General features: G+C 68.2%; 18 protein-coding genes. 15 read left to right on the forward strand and 3 right to left on the reverse strand.

Annotated elements, in window-relative coordinates; genetic code table 11:
• The first annotated feature begins 18 nt into the window (after positions 1-18).
• The 13 genes from gspD (at position 19) to gspN (ending at position 13,577) form a co-directional block, all read left to right on the forward strand.
• Complete coding sequence (gene gspD, locus DAT35_RS27720) at positions 19-2,577, forward strand: type II secretion system secretin GspD (RefSeq protein WP_108070473.1); 2,559 nt, start codon at positions 19-21, stop codon at positions 2,575-2,577.
• 2 nt (positions 2,578-2,579) lie between these two features.
• Complete coding sequence (gene gspE, locus DAT35_RS27725) at positions 2,580-4,373, forward strand: type II secretion system ATPase GspE (RefSeq protein WP_108070475.1); 1,794 nt, start codon at positions 2,580-2,582, stop codon at positions 4,371-4,373.
• A gap of 66 nt (positions 4,374-4,439) precedes the next feature.
• The gene (gene gspF, locus DAT35_RS27730) at positions 4,440-5,696 is read left to right on the forward strand and encodes a type II secretion system inner membrane protein GspF (RefSeq protein ID WP_108070477.1); all 1,257 of its coding nucleotides are present in this window, start codon (positions 4,440-4,442) and stop codon (positions 5,694-5,696) included.
• Positions 5,697-5,709: 13 nt separating this feature from the next.
• Positions 5,710-5,877 (forward strand): hypothetical protein, encoded by a 168-nt coding sequence (locus tag DAT35_RS60035; protein WP_199243015.1) that lies wholly within the window; start codon positions 5,710-5,712, stop codon positions 5,875-5,877.
• A gap of 39 nt (positions 5,878-5,916) precedes the next feature.
• Positions 5,917-6,330, forward strand: a complete 414-nt coding sequence (gene gspG / locus DAT35_RS27735; RefSeq protein WP_108070479.1) for a type II secretion system major pseudopilin GspG — start codon at positions 5,917-5,919, stop codon at positions 6,328-6,330.
• Positions 6,331-6,377: 47 nt separating this feature from the next.
• Complete coding sequence (locus tag DAT35_RS27740; protein ID WP_108070481.1) at positions 6,378-6,860, forward strand: type II secretion system protein GspG; 483 nt, start codon at positions 6,378-6,380, stop codon at positions 6,858-6,860.
• Positions 6,857-7,576, forward strand: a complete 720-nt coding sequence (locus tag DAT35_RS27745) for a Tfp pilus assembly protein FimT/FimU (RefSeq protein ID WP_108070483.1) — start codon at positions 6,857-6,859, stop codon at positions 7,574-7,576. Before DAT35_RS27740 ends, DAT35_RS27745 begins: the two co-directional genes overlap by 4 nt.
• Positions 7,573-8,418 (forward strand): prepilin-type N-terminal cleavage/methylation domain-containing protein, encoded by an 846-nt coding sequence (locus DAT35_RS27750; protein WP_108070485.1) that lies wholly within the window; start codon positions 7,573-7,575, stop codon positions 8,416-8,418. Before DAT35_RS27745 ends, DAT35_RS27750 begins: the two co-directional genes overlap by 4 nt.
• Positions 8,415-9,089, forward strand: a complete 675-nt coding sequence (locus DAT35_RS27755; RefSeq protein WP_108070487.1) for a type II secretion system protein GspJ — start codon at positions 8,415-8,417, stop codon at positions 9,087-9,089. The genes DAT35_RS27750 and DAT35_RS27755 overlap by 4 nt, the downstream gene beginning before the upstream one ends.
• 1 nt (position 9,090) lies before the next feature.
• The gene (locus DAT35_RS27760) at positions 9,091-10,425 is read left to right on the forward strand and encodes a general secretion pathway protein GspK (protein WP_108070489.1); all 1,335 of its coding nucleotides are present in this window, start codon (positions 9,091-9,093) and stop codon (positions 10,423-10,425) included.
• A 3-nt stretch (positions 10,426-10,428) separates the two neighbouring features.
• Positions 10,429-12,027, forward strand: coding sequence for a pilus assembly protein PilM (gene pilM / locus DAT35_RS27765; protein ID WP_108070491.1), 1,599 nt, complete (start codon positions 10,429-10,431; stop codon positions 12,025-12,027).
• Positions 12,028-12,030: 3 nt separating this feature from the next.
• Entirely contained in the window at positions 12,031-12,588 is a 558-nt protein-coding gene (gspM, locus tag DAT35_RS27770; RefSeq protein WP_108070493.1) for a type II secretion system protein GspM, read from the forward strand.
• 2 nt (positions 12,589-12,590) lie between these two features.
• Entirely contained in the window at positions 12,591-13,577 is a 987-nt protein-coding gene (gene gspN, locus DAT35_RS27775; RefSeq protein ID WP_108070495.1) for a type II secretion system protein GspN, read from the forward strand.
• Here the strand turns inward: gspN and DAT35_RS27780 are convergent.
• Positions 13,574-14,014, reverse strand: a complete 441-nt coding sequence (locus DAT35_RS27780; protein ID WP_108070497.1) for a hypothetical protein — start codon at positions 14,012-14,014, stop codon at positions 13,574-13,576. The two genes, gspN and DAT35_RS27780, sit on opposite strands and share 4 nt — an antisense overlap.
• 218 nt (positions 14,015-14,232) lie before the next feature.
• Here DAT35_RS27780 and DAT35_RS27785 point away from each other — a divergent pair, with 218 nt between their 5' ends.
• Positions 14,233-15,870, forward strand: a complete 1,638-nt coding sequence (locus DAT35_RS27785) for a sigma 54-interacting transcriptional regulator (protein ID WP_108070499.1) — start codon at positions 14,233-14,235, stop codon at positions 15,868-15,870.
• Positions 15,871-15,984: 114 nt separating this feature from the next.
• Complete coding sequence (locus DAT35_RS27790; RefSeq protein ID WP_108070501.1) at positions 15,985-16,494, forward strand: RNA polymerase sigma factor; 510 nt, start codon at positions 15,985-15,987, stop codon at positions 16,492-16,494.
• Positions 16,495-16,507: 13 nt separating this feature from the next.
• On the opposite strand, the gene DAT35_RS27795 is transcribed toward DAT35_RS27790, so the two are convergent.
• Both DAT35_RS27795 and DAT35_RS27800 read right to left on the reverse strand, forming a co-directional pair.
• Positions 16,508-17,176 carry a hypothetical protein gene (locus DAT35_RS27795; protein WP_108070503.1) on the reverse strand — a complete coding sequence of 223 codons (669 nt, stop codon included), beginning with the start codon at positions 17,174-17,176 and terminating at the stop codon, positions 16,508-16,510.
• Entirely contained in the window at positions 17,176-19,347 is a 2,172-nt protein-coding gene (locus DAT35_RS27800; RefSeq protein WP_108070505.1) for a S46 family peptidase, read from the reverse strand. The genes DAT35_RS27795 and DAT35_RS27800 overlap by 1 nt, the downstream gene beginning before the upstream one ends.
• Positions 19,348-19,509 lie beyond the last annotated feature (162 nt).

Consider the following 19,509-nt stretch of genomic DNA (forward strand, 5'->3'; position numbering starts at 1 on the left):
GCAGTACCCCGTCCCTCCATGAAGACGCTTCCGTCCTGGTTGCTCCTACTGTGCCTGGCGCTCGGCTCGCCCGCCCTGGCGCAGCGCCGCCCCGGTCAGTCGCCTCCCGCGGGAACTCCCGCTGGAGCCGCTGGCGAGCGGCAGATCTCCCCCCAGTCACCCACCGGCCCCGAGGCGGGGGGTGCCAACGTGCGGCCCACGCCCACGTGTGAGGAGGTCCGCCGCCGCGCCCGCTACGGCATCTACTTCGACAAGGTGGATATCGAGAAGCTGGTGCAGACCGTGTCGGATGCGACCTGCAAGACGTTCATCCTCCCGGAGAACGTGCGCGGGAAGATCTCCATCATCGGCCCGGAGAACGGGCGCGTGGAGGTGGACGCGGACCAGTTCTATGCCGCCTTCCTCGCGGCGCTCGACGCCAACGGACTGGCCGTCTACCAGCACGGGCGCTTCCTGAAGATCGTCGACAAGCGCGCCGCCAAGCAGAACCCCATCCCCACGATCATCGGCGAGGAGGGGCCCTACACCACCAACGAGCAGATGATCACCAAGCTGTTCCGCATCAAGAACGTGGAGGTGGAGCCCCTCCGCGGCGTGCTGCAGCAGCTGGTGTCCAAGGACGGCGACACCATCCCGTACCCGCCGGACATCATCATCATCAACGACGTGGGCTCCAACGTGCACCGCCTGGAGCGGCTGATTGATCAGCTCGACTCGCGCTCGGCCAGTGACGAGGTGCGCATCATCCAGGTGCAGTACGCCACCGCCCAGGACATCGCCGCCACGGTGCAGAAGCTCTTCGAGCAGAAGGGCGGCACTGGCCGGCCCGGCGGCCGCGCGGGCGCTCCCACGGTGATGCCCGTGCCCGGCGGCCCCGTCGGAGAGGGCATGCCCATGCAAGCGGGCGGCCCGGAGGGCAGCTCCAGTGGGCCGGTGACGTTCTCGCAGATCATCCCCGACGAGCGCACCAACAAGCTCATCGTGGTGGCCAGCCCCGCCGCCTTCGAGCGCATCCAGAGCATGGTGCGCGAGCTGGACATCCCCACCGCCGGCACGGAGCGCATCAACGTCTACCCGCTGGAGAACGCCAACGCGGAGGAGATCGCCAGCACGCTGCAGACGCTGTCGCAGGGCACCTCGGGCAGCCGTCCGCGCCCGCCCATCCCCACGCAGCCCACCCCGGGCGCGGCCCGTCCCGCCGGCACCACCGGCTCGGCCGAGCTCTTCGCCGGTGAGGTGAAGATCTCCGCGGACAAGGGCACCAACTCGCTCGTCATCATCGCCAGCCAGAGCGACTACCGCAGCCTCGTCCGGGTCATCCGCCAGCTGGACAAGCCGCGGCGCCAGGTGTTCGTCGAGGCGGTCATCATGGAGGTCAACCTGGACCGCAACAACCAGTTCGGGCTCAACCTCCACACCGGCTACTCGCTGAGCACGCCGCTGGGCCAGGGCTCGGGCATCATCGGGACCAAGTACACCAGCAGCGGCACGCCCCCCTCCTTCTCGCTGACGAGCCTGGCCAGCTACGGCGGCTTCCTCGCCGGCCTCCAGGGCCCCGTCATCCCCGAGCTGAAGGCCCTGGGCATCGACATCCCCGCCTTCGGCGTGGTGCTGCACGCCCTGCAGCAGAGCTCGGACGCCAACGTGCTCTCCACCCCGCACATCCTCACCAGCGACAACGAGGAGGCGGAGATCACCGTGGGCCAGAACGTGCCCTTCCAGTCGGGCTTCACGCCCTCCTCGCTGGGCACCGGCATCGGCACCACGGGCACCACCTCGGGCACCAGCGCGTCGCTGCTCGGAGCCCTGGGCGGCCTGGGCAGCCTCTACGCCCCCATCACCCGCCAGAACGTGGAGCTCAAGCTCACCGTCAAGCCGCAGATCAACGAGAGCGACTTCATCCGCCTCACCATCACCGAGCAGACCGAGGAGATCGCCTCGTCGGACCCCGTGCTCGGCCCCACCACCGCCAAGCGCAGCGCCAAGACGACGGTGGTCGCGAAGGACCAGGAGACGGTGGTCATCGGCGGCATCATGCAGGACCGCACCATCGAGTCCGTCTCCAAGGTGCCCATCCTCGGCGACGTGCCCCTGCTCGGCCACCTCTTCCGGGATACCACCCGCCGCAAGACGAAGACGAACCTGCTGCTCTTCCTCACGCCCTACATCATCCGTGAGCAGTCGGACTTCCGGCGTATCTTCGAGCGCAAGATGCTCGAGCGGCAGCAGTTCGTGGAGCAGTTCTACGGCCAGGTGCCCGGCTACGACGTGCCGGTGGACTTCAGCCGCAAGAGCGGGCCGCTCAGCCGCATGCGCCAGGTGGTGTTTACCGAGGAGCAGAAATTGGAGAACGGCGGCCCCGGGCAGCCGGGCGAGCGCGTCGTGAAGCCGGCCAGCCCCTCGCCTGCTCCCTCGCAGCCAGCGCCCCGGAGTGGGGAAGTCCCGCCGTCCACGGGGGGTTCCTTGACTCCAGCGCCATCGGAGGGGCCGGTCCCCGTGCAGCCGCCTCCGTCTGCGCCTCCTCCGGAGGACCAGGAGCGCCTGCGTATCCAGCCTGACACCGGGGACGAGAGATAGACATGAGCCTGCTCGCTGACGCCCCCCTCGCCAAGCCCGCGACCGACGCCACCCAGGTCGTCTCCCATGGTCCCGCCTATCTGTGCGGCCGGCCGCTGGGGGAGATCCTCCGCCACACGAGCGGCCTCACGGAGGAGAAGCTCCAGGAGGCCCTCCAGCTCCAGGCCGAGAAGGGTGGCCGGCTGGGTGAGGTGCTGGTGGGCCTGAAGGCCATCGGCGAGGAGGACGTGGCCAAGGCGCTCGGCCTCCAGCTCGATCTGCCGTACCTGGCGCGCATCTTCCTCGAGGAGGTGGACGCCGAGCTCATCAAGCGCGTGCCCATCAACTTCGCCAAGCAGGCGAAGATCCTCCCGCTGTCCGTGGAGGGGGACGTGGTGGCCCTGGCGGTGGCGGATCCCCTGGACACCACCGTGCTGGACCACGCGCGGATGCTGCTGGGCCGGGACGTGAATCCGCGCATCGCGCTCGCCTCCACCGTCGTGGACGCCATCAACAGCGTCTACGACCGCGCGACCAACGAGGCCGAGCAGCTGGTGGACGAGCTGGAGGCGCAGGACCTGGACTCGCTCGCCCAGGAAATCGAGGAGGTCAAGGACCTGCTCGCCGACGAGGGTGACGAGGCGCCCATCATCCGCCTCATCAACTCCGTGCTCTTCCGCGCCGCCAAGGAGCGCGCCAGCGACATCCACATCGAGCCCATGGAGCGCGAGCTGCTGGTGCGCTTCCGCATCGACGGCGTGCTGCAGGAGATCATCAAGCCGCCCAAGCGCTACCAGAACGCCATCGTCGGCCGCGTGAAGGTCATGGGCCAGCTCAACATCGCGGAGAAGCGCCTGCCCCAGGACGGCCGCATCCGCATCAAGCTGGCCGGCCGCGACATCGACATCCGTCTGTCCACCATCCCCACCACCTACGGGGAGCGCATCGTCATGCGCTTGCTGGACAAGAACACCACGCTGCTGGATCTGACCGAGCTGGGCATGGCTTCCCAGATGCTCGAGCAGATGGAGCACGTCATCCGCCGCCCGCACGGCATCATCCTGGTGACGGGCCCCACCGGTAGCGGCAAGACGACCACGCTCTACGGCGCGCTCTCGCGCATCAACACCCCGGACCTCAACATCCTCACCGTCGAGGATCCGGTGGAGTACCAGCTCAAGGGCATTGGCCAGATGGCCATCAGCCCGAAGATCGGCCTCACCTTCGCCCAGGGCCTGCGCTCCTTCCTCCGCCAGGATCCGGACGTCATCATGGTGGGCGAAATCCGCGACAAGGAGACGGCGGAAATCGCCATCCAGGCATCGCTGACGGGCCACCTGGTGTTCTCCACGGTGCACACCAACGACGCGGCCAGCGCCATCACCCGTCTGGTGGACATGGGCGTGGAGCCCTTCCTCGTGGCCTCCTCGCTCACGGCCGTGCTCGCCCAGCGCCTCGTGCGCCGCGTGTGCCCGGACTGCCGCGTGCAGTACACGCCCACGGACGAGGAGCTCAAGGAGATCGGCCTCAACCGCGCGCAGCTCAAGGAGCGCTACGGGCTGGAGAAGATCTACAAGGCCACTGGCTGCCCCTCGTGCAACCAGAACGGCTATCGCGGCCGCACCGGTATCTACGAGCTGCTGCTGGTGGATGACAGCGTGCGCCAGCTCGCCCTGAAGAACGTGGACTCCTCCACCATCAAGAAGGCCGCCATGTCCAACGGCATGCGCACGCTGCTGGACGACGGTGCACGCAAGATCGCCCTGGGCGAGACCACCATCGCCGAAGTCCTCAGCATCACCCAGGAAGACCTCTAAAGAACTGCCGCCCCCCCTCTCCCGGAAGGGAGAGGCTCGGGGTGCGGTTTTACTCCGCGACCCACCATGCCAGTCTTCGAGTACAAGGCCCTTGATCAGGCCGGAAAACCCATCCGTGGAATGTTGGAAGCGGACTCGCCGAAGACCTTGCGCTCGCAGCTGCGCAAGGACGGCAAGTTCCTGACGGAGGTCATCGGCCAGGCCGAGGGCGGCCGGGCGGGCGTGCGCAAGGGCGCCAACGCGGCCCAGGCCAACCGCGAGGTGAACTTCGGCAAGCTGGCCCGCGGCCGCATCACCACCGACGACATCGCCATCACCACGCGTCAGCTCGCCACGCTGCTGGGCGCGGGCGTGACGCTCGTCGAGTCCCTCACCGCCCTGGTGGACCAGGTCGAGAAGGAGCGGCTCAAAATCATCCTCTCGGACGTGAAGGGCCGGGTGAACGAGGGCGCGTCCCTGGCGGACGCGCTCGGGGTGCACCAGAAGGTGTTCGGCTCGCTCTACGTGAACATGATTCGCGCGGGCGAGCACTCGGGCGCGCTCGACACGGTGCTGCTGCGCCTGGCGGACTTCACCGAGAGCCAGTCCAAGCTGCAGCAGAAGATCATCGGCACGATGACCTACCCCGCCATCATGATGCTGGTGGGCGCGGGCATCCTCACCATGCTGATGGTGGTCGTCATCCCGAAGGTCACGAAGATCTTCACCACGATGAAGGCCACCCTGCCCATCACCACCCGCATCCTCATCTGGGTGAGCACCTTCCTGCAGAACTGGTGGTTCATCATCTTCCCGGTGCTGGGCGTCACCATCTTCGCGCTGACGTCCTACTTCCGCAGCCCGAAGGGCAAGCCCGTGTGGGACCGCTTCGCCCTCAAGGCCCCCATCTTCGGCGGCCTGCTGCGCCTGCTGGCCATCTCGCGCTTCGCCCGCACGCTCGCCACGCTCCTCAAGAGCGGCGTGCCCCTGCTGACGGCCATGGACATCACCAAGGCGGTGGTGACCAACTCGGTGCTGTCCGACGTGGTGGAGAAGGCCCGCGACGCCGTGCGCGAGGGTGAGAGCATCGCCTCCCCCCTCAAGCGCTCGGGTGAGTTCCCTCCGCTCGTCTACCACATGGTCGCCATTGGAGAGCGCTCCGGTCAGCTGGAGGACATGCTGCTGTCCGTGGCGGACAGCTACGAGAACCAGGTGAACGTGCGCATTGGCGCCCTCACCTCCATGCTCGAGCCCATCCTCACCGTGATGATGGGCGTGGTGATTGCATTCGTGGCGTTCTCGGTCCTGATGCCGATTCTGCAGGTGAACTCGGCCATCCGGTGACGGAGACACCTTGATGAACGACACGCTCGACCGGTGGATTCAGCGCGTCACCCTCGCGGCGCTGCTCGCCCTCACGGCGACGCTGCTCACCGTGGGGGTGGCCCTGTACGCCGCCGACTCCAAGGCCGGTACGTCGGCCAGCAGCCCGTCTCCGGACATTTTGACAGGAACAACGCGTTAACAGCCCGGTGGCTTGCCGAAAAGTCACGAGAGGAAAGACATGAGCGACAAGAAGACGAAGCAGCAGCGCCGCCGCCGCGGCATGACCCTCATCGAGATCATGGTCGTCATCACCATCCTCGGCCTCATCATGGCCGCGGTGGGCGTGGCGGTGATTCCCAAGCTCGACGAGGCCAAGCAGGACACGGCCCGCCTGGACATCGCCAACATCCACAACGCCCTGAAGCTCTACTACACGAAGAAGGGCAAGTACCCCGACACGGGCACCGGCCTGCGCGCCCTCGTGGAGACGCAGAACCTGGAGAAGATTCCCCAGGATCCCTGGGGCCACGAGTACGTGTACATGAACGAGGGCGGCAAGCCCGTCATCATCTCCTACGGCGCCGACGGCACGCAGGGCGGCGAGGGTCCGGACTCGGACATCTCCTCGAAGGACGCCGCGGCCCAGAAGTAGCAAGGAAGCGAACCGGCCCCCGCGCCAGGCAGGAACAGGAAACGACCATGAGCCACGAGCACGCACCCACCCAGCAGCAGACCGGAGCGCCGGAGCGCCCGTCCCGCGTGGGGCAGGTCATCGTCGCCGGGGTCATCGTCCTGGCCACCGCGGGGGCCTTCGGCATCGCCGCCCTCACGTTCGACAAGTCGCTCAGCCCCCTGCAGCGGCAGGCGCGCGCGGAGATCCGCGGGCTGGAGGGCTACTTCAAGTCCTTCCACCGCATCACCGGGCGCTTCCCCTCCCAGGCGGAGAACTTCTATCCGCTGCTCCAGGTGGGGCTGCTCAAGGAAGTGCCGAACGATCCCTGGGGGCGTCCGTATCAGTACCGGATGTCCGACGAGGGGAAGGGCTACATCATGTCCTACGGCTCGGACGGGCTGCCGGGTGGCAGCGGCGACGCCGCGGACCTCATCAGCGGTGGCGTGCTGAACAACGCCATCGTGGGGACGCCCGAGCAGCAGGAGGCGGCCAAGGGAGAGCACCCATGAGCACCCTCGCCCAGCGCAGGGCGCGCGAGCGCGGATTGACGCTCATCGAGGTGTCCATCGCGCTCGGTATCGCCGCGGTGTTGTTCGCCGCCGTCACCGTCTCTGTCGGTGCCATCACCGGGGCCAAGGCCAAGGCCTCCGCCAGCGAGCTGGCCGGTGTCATCCGCTCGCTGTACGACACCGCCGCGCTCAGCGGGAAGACGTGCCGGCTCGTCTTCGAGCTGGCCGACCCCAAGGGCGAGGGTGGCACCACGCGCTACCACGCCGAGTGCGCCGCGGGGAACGTCACCACGGCCCGCGACCGCGACGCGCTGCTGCGCGAGGAGGACCGGGCGCGCGAGGACGACAAGCGCAACAAGGGCCGGAGTGACACGCGCCGCAACTACACCCGCGGCAGCGATGACCAGCCGGGACTGGACGAGCTGCTCGCCCAGGAGGAGGGCCGCGTGGAGAACGCCGCGCGCTTCTCCGCCTTCACCGCCGAGGAGGTCCGGCCGCGCGAGCTGCCCCAGGGCGTCACCATCTCCGTGTGGACGCGCCACCAGCGCGAGCCCGCCGACAAGGGTGTGGCCTACCTCTACTTCTTCCCCCAGGGCTTCACGGAGAAGGCCCACGTCTACGTGCGCCAGGGTGAGAATGTCTGGACGCTCGCCGTGTCACCGCTGACCGGTAAGGTCGACATCGCTGGCGAGGCGCTGGAGGTGCCCAAGTCATGAGACGCTCCCGTGGCTTCACCCTGTTGGAGACGGTCGTGGCGCTCGCCATCCTGGCGCTGGCGCTCATGGCCATCTTCGACATCAACTCCGGCGCGGTGTCCAACCACGCCTACGCCAAGAAGCTCACCGTGGCGACGCTCCTGGCCCGCTCGAAGATGACGGACATGGAGCAGAAGCTCTACGACGAGGGCTTCTCCAACGACGACCAGGAGGAGTCCGGCGACTTCTCCCAGGAGGGTTGGGGCAGCTTCAAGTGGCGGGCGAAGATCATCGCCCCGCGAACCGAGGGCGTGTCGCCGGAGCAGCTCATCGGCGCCATCTTCAACCTGCCCATCGGCGAGGGAGGAGATCTCAGTGGCATCGCCTCCATGTTCGGCGGCGGCGGAGGCAAGGACGCCAAGAGCGGCTCCTCCACGACGACCGCCAACCCCATGGCGGGCGCCATGATGGGCATGGCCCAGCCCATGTTCACGCAGATGGTGCAGCAGATCACCCAGACGGTCCGCGAGGTGCACCTGACCGTGTACTGGAAGGAAGGCACGCAGGTGGAGAGCCTGGACCTGGTCACCCACGTGGTGTCGCTGGGCCCCGGCTCGGATCGCAACGGTGGCTTCTCGCCCAACAACGGCACGCAGTCCCAGGACATGACCAACCAGTGGGTGGACCCCGCCACCGGCTTCATCGTGCAGGGCACGCCCGGCGCCAATGGCCAGATGATGAACCCGCAGACCGGCCAGCCGCTGATGCGGCGCTCGGACTACCTCCAGCAGCGCGGCGGTGGCACGGGCGGCGTGGTGCCGGGCGGTGGCCTGCTGGGCACTCCCGGGAGGTTGACGCGATGAGGCGGACGATGCGTCGTGGCTTCACGCTGATGGAGGTCATGATCGCCGTGGCCATCACCGCCCTCATGGGCGCGATGGTGGGCATGGCCTTCCAGACGGGCTTCCACGCCAAGGAAGTGGTGGAGGAAGAGGCCGACCACTACCGCATGCTGCGCACGGCGATGAACCGCATGGCGCGGGAGATCGGCTCCGCGTACGTGAGCGATCGCTACGACGCCCAGCGCTACCGCGATCAGAACGACCGGCCCACCAACTTCATCGGCGAAGAGGACAAGCTGACCTTCACCACCTTCGCGCATCAGCGGCTGTACACGGATGCCAAGGAGTCCGACCAGGCGATCGTGGAGTACTCCGTCCAGACGTCCTCGGAACGAGGGGCCAACGGCCGCATGGATTTGATGCGCCGCGAGAATCCGAATGTTGAAGGCCGAATGGATCGCGGCGGAACCACGGACGTGCTCTTCGAGGGAGTGAAGAAGCTGGAGCTCTCCTACTGGGACTCCGAGCGGAAGGAGTGGCGGGACGAGTGGGACACGCGCCGCACGGAGTTGAAGTCCAAGCTCCCCACGCGTGTTCGCATCACCCTGGTGGCGCTCGACGAGAATGGCAAGGAAGCGCGCTACACCACCCAGACCCGTGTGATGCTCAACACGGAGCTTCCCAGGTACTGACATGACGAGCCCCCAGCACACAGAGGCCCGGCGGGGAGATGCCCGCCGCGACGCCCGGGCCAACCGCCGCCGGCGGGGCGTGGCGCTCATCATCGCGGTGGTGGCCATCACGATCCTCACCGTCGTGGCCACGGAGTTCGCCTACAACACCCGCGTGGACCTGCAGCTGGCGGCCAACCAGCGCGACGAGGTGCAGGCCATGTACATGGCCCGCTCCGGCGTGGCGCTCTCGCGCCTGCTGCTGCGCTTCCAGAAGCAGGTGGACCAGACGCCCATCCCCAACATCGGGGACCTGGCCCGGCAGCTCACCGGAGGGGCGGCGGGCGGCCAGCAGCCGGCCTCCACGCTCAACATCCAGCTGTGGAAGCTGGCGCGCGTGGACTGCCACATGCTCAAGGGCCTGGTGCCCGCGGGTGGGGCGGACGGCGAGGAGGAGGCCGCGCCCGCCCCCACGCTCCACGAGGACGACGCGGTGGAGCCCGAGCTGTCCCTGGGGACTTCGGCGAAGCGCTCCTTCGGCAGCTTCTCCGGCTGCTTCCTCTCCACCATCTCCGACGAGGAAGAGAAGCTCAACCTCAACCGTCTCAATGCGGGCAGCGGCGATGCACTGCCCACCGTAATGCGGCTGGTGGACCTGCTCGAGGACAAGCGCTTCGAGTTCCTGTTCTCGCGCGAGGACGCCAATCGCGTTCGCGCCAACCCGCGGGACGTCGTCATCGCCATCAAGGATTGGATCGACGAGGACAAGATGAAGTCCGGGCTCGACCTCACCAACGCGGTCGGCCCGTTCGCCAATGGCTTCTCCGACGAGGGCTCGGACTATAGCCGCTACGAGCCGCGCTATGAGCCGAAGAACGCCCGCTTCGACAGCATGGACGAGCTGTACCGCATTCACGGGGTGAACGACCGCTTCATGGCGGCCTTCCGGGACCGGCTCACGGTGTACCCGGACGTCAACTCCAAGCCCAACGTCAACACGGATGACCCGATGATGATGTACATGGCCATCCTGTCTGCGGCGGATCCGGCGCGTCCGGACCCGCGCTTGAAGGATCCGGTCTTCGTCCAGGAGCTCATCACCCGCATCCGCTCGGCGCGCGCCTTCAGCTTCTTCGGCACGAGCGTGGCGGACTTCGTGAGCGCCATCGAGACCGCGGGCATCGCCGTCAACCCAGCGCTCAAGGCGAACGTGGCCGGCAACCGGCTGCTGGGTGACAAGAGCACCACCTTCACCATCAAGTCCGTAGGAGAGGCGGGTTCGGTCCAGAAGACCATCACCGCCGTGGTCCGGCTCGACGACGGGCTGGGCAAGCTCCTGTACTGGAGAGAGGAATAACGAATGGCCCGGATTCTTGGTCTGGACCTGGGCAGTCACTCCGTGAAGGGGTTGCTGCTCGACGCGAACGTACGAAGCTCGACCGTGAAGGCCTGGGCCGAGGTGCGCCGCGCGGCGGAGGGAGATCGTCAGGAGACGCTGCGCGCGGCGCTGCGCGAGCTGCTCGCGCGCCCGGAGCTGCAGCACGCGGATCAGGTGGTGGTGGCGCTGCCCGGCCCGTCGCTTGCCACGCACCAGCTCGCCCTGCCCTTCAGCGACCCCAAGCGGATTGAAGCCACCATCCCCTTCGAGGTGGAGAGCCAGATTCCCTTCGACCTGGGCGAGGCCGTCTTCGACTACCAGGTGGCCTCGCAGGTGAAGGACAAGGGCAGCGAGCTGCTGGTGGGCGTGGTGCGCCGCGAGGAGCTGGCGTCGCTGCTGGGGCTGATGCAGGAGGCGGGGGTGGACCCGCGCGTGGTGACCCACCCGGGCATCACCTACCAGAACATGCTGCTGCAGCAGCCGGGCCTCTTCGCGGGCATCGACGCGGAGGCGGTGGCCATCGTGGACATCGGCCACGAGCGCACGACGCTGGCCATTGGCCGGCCCGGGGTGGGCGTGGAGTTCGCGCGCACCTTCTCCGGCGGCGGGTTGAACCTCAGCCGCGCGCTGGCCACCGAGTTCCAGACGGCACTGCCGGAGGCGCACCACTGGAAGGAGACGCACGGAGCGCTGGCGAGCGCCGCCCAGGCCCAGGGGCCGGACGGTGAGCGCGCCGCGGCGGCCTTCGTGCGCGGCCTGCAGCCGGTGCTGCGCGAGCTGCGTCCGTCCTTCAAGTCCTTCACCGCGCGCACCCGCCGGCAGGTGGGCGCCGTGCTGCTGTGCGGTGGGACGGCGCGCATGCCGGGCATCGCCGAGCAGCTGGGCAAGGACCTCGGGCTGCCCACGCGCGTGCTGGCGCTGCCGCAGGAGGCCTCGGCCACGGTGCCCGCCTCGGATCAGCCCGCGGTGATGCAGGCGTACTCGCTCGCGCTGCGCGGCCAGGCCACGGGCGCCAAGGCACCGCGCTTCAACCTGCGCCGGGGCGAGTTCGCCTTCAAGGGCGACTACGACTACGTGAAGGACAAGCTCGGGCTGCTGGCCTCGTTCGCCGCCACCCTGCTCCTGCTGCTGATCGCCAGCGGCGTGGTGCGCAACTCGGTGCTGGCGCGGCGCGAGGCCCAGGTGGACGCCGTGCTGTGCGACGTCACCCAGCGCATCCTCGGCGCGTGCGAGAAGAACTACGACATCGCGCTCAACCGGCTCAAGGGCGTGGAGAGCCCCGCCGCGGCGCTGCCCAAGCTGTCGGCCGTCAACCTGCTGGCGGAGATGACGCAGCGGGTGCCGGCGGATGTGCCGGTGACGTTCGACCGCATCGACATCGACCTCGAGCGCATCACCGTGCGCGGCCTCACGGACAGCTCCAAGCAGATCGACACCATCGCCGCGGCACTCAAGGGCCACCGCTGCTTCAAGGAAGTGAAGGAGGGCAAGGTGGAGAAGACTCGGGACGGCAACAAGGTCACGTTCCGCCTGGACATCCAGGTGCAGTGCCCCGAGCAGCCGCAGGGCGGGGAGGGCTAGGACATGGAAAAGATTCGAGGACTCCTCAACGACGCCCGGGCCTGGTTCGAGCGGCTGAGCACCCGGGAGCGCCAGATGGTGCTGGGGACCGGGGGCGCGGTGCTGGCCTTCGTGCTCTTCATCATCCTCTTCTCCTTCTCGAACAGCGCGGACGGCTACCGCAAGCGCACGGACCAGAAGATGGCGAAGCTGCGCGAGGTGCAGGCGCTGGCGGCCAGCTACCGCGAGGCCACCCAGGAGCGGCAGATGGTGGAGCAGCAGCTCACGGGCAACAACGTGCGGCTGATGAGCTACGTCGAGGAGAAGGCCACGCAGGCGGGGCTGACCGTGCCCAACATGACGCCCAAGAACGACGTGGGCATCGGGGATGGGAAGATCGTCGAGAGCTCGGTGGAGCTGACGTTCACCGACGTGGACCTGCGCAAGCTGCATGACTTCCTGTCGATGGTGGAGCGCGGCCCGGGCGTGGTGAAGGTGAAGAGCCTGCGCCTCGAGCCGCATGACGCCACCGAAACCCTGACGGCGTGGACGACCGTCGCCACCTACAAGATGAAGCAATGACCATGGCCGCAGAGACCAAGATCGCCCGCTGGAAGCTCGCTCTTGGCTACGGTGCTTTCTCGCTCGTGGCCTTCGTGTTGTGTCTGTTCCTCACCTTCCCGTACGACACGCTGCGGCGGCGCGCCGTGGACGCGGCGGCGGACGCGGGGTACGCGCTGCGCATCGGCTCACTGAGGCCGGGGCTGCGCGGACTGACGGCCACCCAGGTGCGCATCAGCAAGGTGCCCAACGGGATGACGCCCGAGCTGCACGGCATGCTCGCCAGCAACGCGTCCATGCTGCCCGGTCCCGAGGAGCTGGGTGAGCCGCTGAACATCGACTCGGTGGCGGTGCGGCCCTCGCTGCTGCCCCTGGGGGTGGCCTTCCACGCGGGGCTGCTGGGCGGCAGCATCAGCGGCAACGTGGGCGGGCTGAGCGACGTGCAGGTGTCGGTGAAGCTGTCGGACCTGGATCCCTCGGGGGGCAACCTCAAGGGATTCAGCGGGATGGACCTGACGGGCAAGCTCAACGGCTCGCTCAACCTCACCCTGCCGAAGACGCGGGGGCAGCCGGACCTGAGCCAGGCCAACGGCCAGCTCACGCTGGACTCGAAGGGACTGCTCATCCAGGGCGGCAACATCACCGTGCCCATGTACGGCCAGCCCACGCCCATGGACCTGCCGAAGATCGCGCTGGGTGACATCGACGCGCGCATCAAGATCGAGAAGGGCCAGGGCACCGTGGAGGCCTTGCAGGCCAAGAGCGAGGACCTGGAGATCCAGGGCTCGGGCACGGTGAAGCTGGGCCAGCGGCTGGACGTGAGCCAGCCGGACATGGACTTCAAGCTGCGCGCCGAGCCGGAGTTCGTGAAGCGGCTGGGCCTGCTGGGCGCGGGCCTGTCCATCCTGCCCGCGGACAAGACGGACCCGAAGTTCCGCGTGGCGCACCTGAGCGGCTTCTTCAACCGCCCGACCTTCGGCCCCGCTCGCCAGCAGCCGCAGATGCATTAGGCCCCAGGCCCGGACTGGAAACCGGTCCGGGCCCGGAGCGCCAGCAGACGTGCCAGCAACTCCTCACGGCGCGTGTTTCCGCGTGGAAGGCGGCGGATGCGCCGCTCGGCTTCATCCAACAAGCGACGAGCCTCTCGAGCATCGTGTTCCGGATGCTCCCCGCACCACTGCGCGTACAGGCATGCCACGTGGTAACGGCGCTCGACGTCCGTGTAGCCCAATCGTTGGATGCGCCGCAGGGTGCAACCAAAGACCGGCCATGGACAGTTGCGCCCGAATGCTTCAGTGAAGAGCGCCTCGGCGATACGCCGCCGGACTTCCCGCTGCTCGAACTCCGTCTTCACAACAGAGCGCAGCAGGCGGCGCTCCAATGCGGCGAATCTGGGCTCCAATTCCTCAAAGGAACTCTCGAAGGTTGTCACGAGCAGTTGATCCATTGCCCGTGCCACTTCTCCGAATCGTCGCTTCGAACGCTCAGACATCACCATCGTCGCCTCCTCCGGGAGGAGATTGAGCAGGCACGCGCACAGAACGAAGTGTCCTGGCTACTCTCCTGGTCGGACAGTCCGGCACTACCCCGCTAATCATGTTTGGGTGTTGCGTGTCGGACACTCCACGGGTTAGGAGTGTCCTGTAACCACACAGGGAGTGCTCGATGCCGGAGCTGGTTTTTTTTCGTCGGGGCGAGGAGGTGTTGCGGGTGGGTCTGGGGCTCGAGCGCATGGTGCTCGGCCGCGGCGAGAAGAGCGACGTCGTCATCCCAGACCCCGAGGTGAGCCGGCAGCAGGCCGCCCTCGTCTTCGATGGCGAGCAGTGCACCCTGGAGGACTTGTCGGGTAAGGGCACCCAGGTGGCGGGGTCCTCCATGAGCAAGGGCGTGCTCGCGGATGGCTCGGACATCGCGCTCGGCCAGTGGCGTGCCGTGTTCCGGCTCCACGGCAGTGGTCAGTCCGAGGTTCCCACCGAGGTCGGCTCCCGCACGGCGCTCCAGCCCCGCGACTCCACCTCCCGCTGGCAGCCCGCCCAGGTGCGCATCAAGCAGGGCGCCGACGAGACCGTCCACAAGCTCGGCAGTGACACGGACAGCTTCACCGTGGGCAAGGATCCGTCCTGCGACCTCGTCGTCCAGGATCCCTTCATCTCCGGCCGCCACCTCAAGGTGACCCGGCGCGATGGTCACTTCCACGTGGTGGACACCAACTCCACCAACGGCACCTGGATGGGCTCCGTGCGCGTCTACGAGGTGCAGGTGGGCCTCCCCACCACGCTGCGCCTGGGCGAGACGGACCTCATCCTCGAGCCCGTCACCCCCACCCGCAAGGACCTGTCCTTCCACGGCATCATCGGCGGCGACCCGTCCGTGCGGCAGCTCAACGAGCTCATCGAGCGCGTGGCGCCCTCCTCCGCCGCAGTGGCCATCCTCGGTGAGTCCGGCACCGGCAAGGAGCTGGTGGCCCGCGCCATCCACGAGTGCTCCCAGCGCGGCGACAAGCCCTTCATCCCCGTCAACTGCGCCGCCATCTCCAAGGAGCTCATCGAGAGCGAGCTGTTCGGCCATGAGAAGGGCTCGTTCACCGGCGCCACCAACGCGCGCAAGGGCGCCTTCGAGGAGGCCGACGGCGGCACCCTCTTCCTCGACGAGATTGGCGAGCTGCCGTTGGATCTGCAGGCCAAGCTGCTGCGTGCGCTGGAGAGTGGGGAGATCAAACGCGTGGGCGCCAGCCGTCCCACCCACGTGGACGTGCGCGTGGTGGCCGCCACCAACCGCGACCTGCTCAGCGCCGCGCGAGAGGGCCGCTTCCGCGAGGACCTGTACTACCGCCTGTGCGTGGTGCCTCTGCATCTGCCGCCCCTGCGCAACCGGCGCGGGGACATCCTCTCCCTGGCCGAGCACTTCCTGCGCACGTACTCGCCCCGGGGCCAGACGGTACGGCTCACCCCCACCGCCGTGGACCGGCTGCAGCAGCACACCTGGCCGGGCAACATCCGCGAGCTGCGCAACGTGGTGCACCGCGCCCTGCTGCTGCGCAAGGGCCCCAACATCGAGCCCACCGACATCTCCTTCGACCAGGAGGTGAACCGCGAGACGGGCGTGGCGGTGCCCGAGCTCCCCCCCGGCATGACGCTGGAGCAGATGCTCCTCAAGCTGGAGCGGCAGATCGTCGAGGCCGCCCTGCGCCGCTACAACAACAACCGCGAGCGCGTGGCCCGCGAGCTGGGCGTGGCCCGCTCCACCCTCTTCAAGCGGCTCAAGGAGTGGGGTCTCACCAAGCAGGAAGAAGAGGCGGAGTAGCTCTCGGACCCGCCGGGCTTCACGGAGAGTGAATTCCGTTCCATTAGATCCTTTTGGCGGCCCATTCGTTCCAGCTTCCAGACACCCGATGAGGGTGTCCAGGAGGCAGACATCATGGATGCCGCGGTCATCGCCCTTCCCCCATTCGCCGAGCTGTACCGCCAGTACCGCACACGGGCACTGGCCATCGCACGCCGCATCGTGGGCGACGCGGACGACGCAGAGGATGTGGTGCAGGACGTCTTCACCCGCCTGGCGCAACGCCCCAACGGCTTCGATGGCCGCTCCTCATGTTCCACGTGGTTGCATCGTGTGATGGTGAACAGCAGCATCAACTGGCTGCGCGCCCGCAAGCGCCGCGAGCGGTTGCAGCACGAGCCCGAGGCCCCGGCTTCGCCCGAGGCCCAGGCGGTGGGCACCGAGATGCAGCGCCACTTCGAGGAGGCCCTGGAGAAGGTGAGCGAGCAGCAGCGCCAGGTGCTGTGGCTGCGGGAGATGCGCGGCTACAGCTACCCGGAGATCGCCACCATGCTGCGCATCCCCGAGGGCACCGTGAAGAGCGCCCTGCACCGGGGCCGCCAGCGCGCCCTCGCGGAACTGGAGGAGCGCGACCAGGAGCTGTGAAGGTAACGGAGGCTCACTCCTCCGTCTTGGAGCCCACGAAGTGGTCTTCCTTGTCGCGGAAGAGCAGGTTGAAGCTCGTCAGCGAGCCGTAGATGCGGGTGATGTAGCTCTGCATCTCCACCTTCTCGGCGTCCGACAGCTTCGGGTGAGCGTTGAGCTTCTGCTCCATCACCCGGAGCTTGTCGCGCACCATGATGATCTTGTGGAAGAAGGTGTCGATGGGGATGTCCTTCCCCTGCACGTCCGACTTGCCGGGCACCAGCTTGAGGGTGCCGCCCTCCCACTTGTTGGCCAGTGGCGCCTCACCGCCCTCGCCCACCGCCTCCCGGATCAGCTCCATCAACTCCGCGCGCGTCATGTTCAGCTCCAGCCCTTCCAGGTCCACCACTTCGTTCGGATCCCGCTCCCGCCGCCGCACCACCACCGGCCCCACGCCGCGCACCGGGCGCTCGCGCCGGGCCGTCTCCTCGGCCACCTTCGCCGCCACCCCGCGCTGCAGGAACTTGTTGCAGAAAGGCGCCGAGGGCGGGAACAGCCCCCGCTCCGGCTGCAACCGGCAGACGCCCACCCAGCCGCGGTGATCCACCGAGTGCGCCGCCCACAGCTTGCAGTTGCCGCACACCTTCTCCTCCGGTCCGAAGACCGGCAGGGAAGGCGGCCCGCTCCCGGCACCATCCGACATCAGCGGCTCTCCTGGGCCTTCGGCCCCTTGCGGACGCCCAGCTCCCTCAGCAGCCCATCCGCGTCCTCGACCTGATCCAACAGCCACAGCACGTAGCGCACGTCCACGTTCACGTTGCGCGCCACCTCCGGGTTGTAGCCGAAGTCGTTCGCCACGTTCTCCCACACGCGGTCGAAATTGACGCCCACCAACTGTCCCTTGCCGTTCACCGTGGGGCTGCCCGAGTTGCCGCCCGTGGTGTCCGCGTCCGCCAGGAAGTTCACCGGCACGTCCTTCAGGCGCTTGTCCGCCCACGGCCCGTAGCGCCGGGCCTCGGCCGCCGCGGCCACCTTCTGCGGGACGTTGAAGGGCTCCTCGCCCGTGTGCTTCTCCATCACGCCCGCCAGCGTCGTCTGCGGCGTGTAGATGGCACCGTCGCGCGGCGCGTAGCCCTTCACCTTCGCGAACGTCACCCGCAGCGTGCCGTTGGCGTCCGGCGCCACCGGCTTGCCCGCATGCGCCAGCACCGCCCGCCTCCACTCGGGCATCAGCCGCACGTTCGCGCCCGCGCGCCGATCTCTCAGGTCATCCAGCGCCACCAGCTCGGCCGCCAGGTCGAAGCCGAAGTCGAGCAGCAGATCCTTCCGCGCCCGGAGCTGCGCCTCCGTCTCACCGGCCATCTTCTGCCGCTCCGCCAGGTCCAGCACCTTCGAGCTGGCGTACAGCGCGTCGATCTTCGCGGACGCGTCCTTCTCCGAGTACGTACGGCCGAAGAGCTTGTCGATCGCCGCGATGCGCTCGCCCTCGCCGAGCGCCTGCGCCCGCCGCACCAGCGAGAGGAACGCCCGCTTGTCCGCCGGCGCGAAGTAGTTCTTCTGCTCGCGCTCCAGCCGATCCTTCAGCCGGGGCAGCTCCCGGTCCATGTACTCGGGCTCGCGCTCGAGGTCCGGCTTCGCGCGCTCCTGCGCCATCCGCACCAGCGTCACCGCGAGCGACGACCCCTTCGACGCGCCCCGCATCGCATCGAGCAGGAACTCGCGCTCGAAGGTCTTCGTCTTCTCCGCCTGCAGCGACAGCAGCTCCGTGCGGGCCTTCAGCGCGCCCGCGTACTCCGGGCGCTTCTCCGCCCAGGCCACCACCGCCGCCTCGGCCTCGCGCTGCTTCTCCACGATGTGCCCCCGCTTGAGTCCCGCGAGCTGCCCGCCCGCGTTCTTGTAGCGGTTGTGGAGGCCCTTGAGGTTCGACGCCACGGCGATCTTCCCCGCCGGGTCCTTCTCCCCCTCCTCCTCGAGGATGCGGATGAGCTCGCCGTACACGTCGACGACGCGCGGGTAGTAGCGCGCCTGGCGCTCGGCCATGTCGTCCGCCAGGAGCGCACGGAAGGTGGCGCCGGGGTAGCCCAGCACCATCACGAAGTCGTCCGGCTTCACGCCCTCGGTGGCCAGCGGGAAGAAGAACTCCGTCTTGTAGGGCACGTTCTGCGCGCTGTACTGCGCCGCCGAGCCGTCCGGCGCCGCGTAGGCCCGGATGATGGCGAAGTCACCGGTGTGGCGCGGCCACATCCAGTTGTCCTCCTCTCCGCCGTACTCGCCCACCGCGCGGGGCGGCGCGTACACCAGCCGCACGTCCGCCAGCTCCACCGAGTCGATCAGCACGAACTGCAGCCCGCCGTCGAAGCTGGCCACCCTGCAGCGCGTGGCCGGGCGCTTCTCGCACTCGGCGACCAGCTCCTTCTCCTTGCGCTCCATGGCCTTCTGCCGCGCGAGGTCGTCCGCCCCCGCCGGCACCGCCGCCTGCATCTCCTTCGTCACGTCCGTGAAGCTGCGCGGCACCTGGACACGAGCGCCCTTGCCCGGCAGCTCCTCCTCGCGGCTCTTCGCCAGGAAGCCCTGGGTGATGAGGTCGCGCTGCGGCGTGCTGTGCTCCTGGATGATGGAGAAGGCACAGTGGTGGTTGGTGATGACGAGGCCCGACTCGGAGATGAAGGCCCCCGTGCAGCCGCCCACGTTCACCGCGCCCGCCAGCAGGCCAGTGCCCCGCTTGGGGTCCCACAGCCGCTTGGGCGGCACCTGGAGACCCTGGGCCTTCAGCCACGCCGGATCGAGCTCGAGGACCTGCTGGGGGGTCCACTTCCCTTCCCCGGCCAGCGCCGGGGCAGCCATGAGCGACAGGAACAAGAGCGTCTTCTTCATGTTGTCTCCTCCCTATCGCTTCTTCCGCCCGCTGGCGATGGCTTCGGACGGACAGTGAGGGTGGGGACTCCCCCACCCGGGAGAGGCGACATCCGCGGAGCCTCACTCCCAGCGACTGCCCGCCCCCCCCACGGCCAGCCCAGGGAGAGGAAGAAGTGCCGT

The organism is Vitiosangium sp. GDMCC 1.1324, from assembly GCF_003044305.1.
Taxonomy (GTDB): domain Bacteria; phylum Myxococcota; class Myxococcia; order Myxococcales; family Myxococcaceae; genus Archangium.

Excerpts from the sequence above, each read along its gene's own strand:
- gspD (WP_108070473.1), top strand. The coding sequence starts at position 19 with ATGAAGACGCTTCCGTCCTGGTTGCTCCTACTGTGCCTGGCGCTCGGC.
- gspE (WP_108070475.1), top strand. The coding sequence starts at position 2,580 with ATGAGCCTGCTCGCTGACGCCCCCCTCGCCAAGCCCGCGACCGACGCC.
- gspF (WP_108070477.1), top strand. The coding sequence starts at position 4,440 with ATGCCAGTCTTCGAGTACAAGGCCCTTGATCAGGCCGGAAAACCCATC.
- DAT35_RS60035 (WP_199243015.1), top strand. The coding sequence starts at position 5,710 with ATGAACGACACGCTCGACCGGTGGATTCAGCGCGTCACCCTCGCGGCG.
- gspG (WP_108070479.1), top strand. The coding sequence starts at position 5,917 with ATGAGCGACAAGAAGACGAAGCAGCAGCGCCGCCGCCGCGGCATGACC.
- DAT35_RS27740 (WP_108070481.1), top strand. The coding sequence starts at position 6,378 with ATGAGCCACGAGCACGCACCCACCCAGCAGCAGACCGGAGCGCCGGAG.
- DAT35_RS27745 (WP_108070483.1), top strand. The coding sequence starts at position 6,857 with ATGAGCACCCTCGCCCAGCGCAGGGCGCGCGAGCGCGGATTGACGCTC.
- DAT35_RS27750 (WP_108070485.1), top strand. The coding sequence starts at position 7,573 with ATGAGACGCTCCCGTGGCTTCACCCTGTTGGAGACGGTCGTGGCGCTC.
- DAT35_RS27755 (WP_108070487.1), top strand. The coding sequence starts at position 8,415 with ATGAGGCGGACGATGCGTCGTGGCTTCACGCTGATGGAGGTCATGATC.
- DAT35_RS27760 (WP_108070489.1), top strand. The coding sequence starts at position 9,091 with ATGACGAGCCCCCAGCACACAGAGGCCCGGCGGGGAGATGCCCGCCGC.
- pilM (WP_108070491.1), top strand. The coding sequence starts at position 10,429 with ATGGCCCGGATTCTTGGTCTGGACCTGGGCAGTCACTCCGTGAAGGGG.
- gspM (WP_108070493.1), top strand. The coding sequence starts at position 12,031 with ATGGAAAAGATTCGAGGACTCCTCAACGACGCCCGGGCCTGGTTCGAG.
- gspN (WP_108070495.1), top strand. The coding sequence starts at position 12,591 with ATGGCCGCAGAGACCAAGATCGCCCGCTGGAAGCTCGCTCTTGGCTAC.
- DAT35_RS27780 (WP_108070497.1), bottom strand. The coding sequence starts at position 14,014 with ATGGATCAACTGCTCGTGACAACCTTCGAGAGTTCCTTTGAGGAATTG.
- DAT35_RS27785 (WP_108070499.1), top strand. The coding sequence starts at position 14,233 with ATGCCGGAGCTGGTTTTTTTTCGTCGGGGCGAGGAGGTGTTGCGGGTG.
- DAT35_RS27790 (WP_108070501.1), top strand. The coding sequence starts at position 15,985 with ATGGATGCCGCGGTCATCGCCCTTCCCCCATTCGCCGAGCTGTACCGC.
- DAT35_RS27795 (WP_108070503.1), bottom strand. The coding sequence starts at position 17,176 with ATGTCGGATGGTGCCGGGAGCGGGCCGCCTTCCCTGCCGGTCTTCGGA.
- DAT35_RS27800 (WP_108070505.1), bottom strand. The coding sequence starts at position 19,347 with ATGAAGAAGACGCTCTTGTTCCTGTCGCTCATGGCTGCCCCGGCGCTG.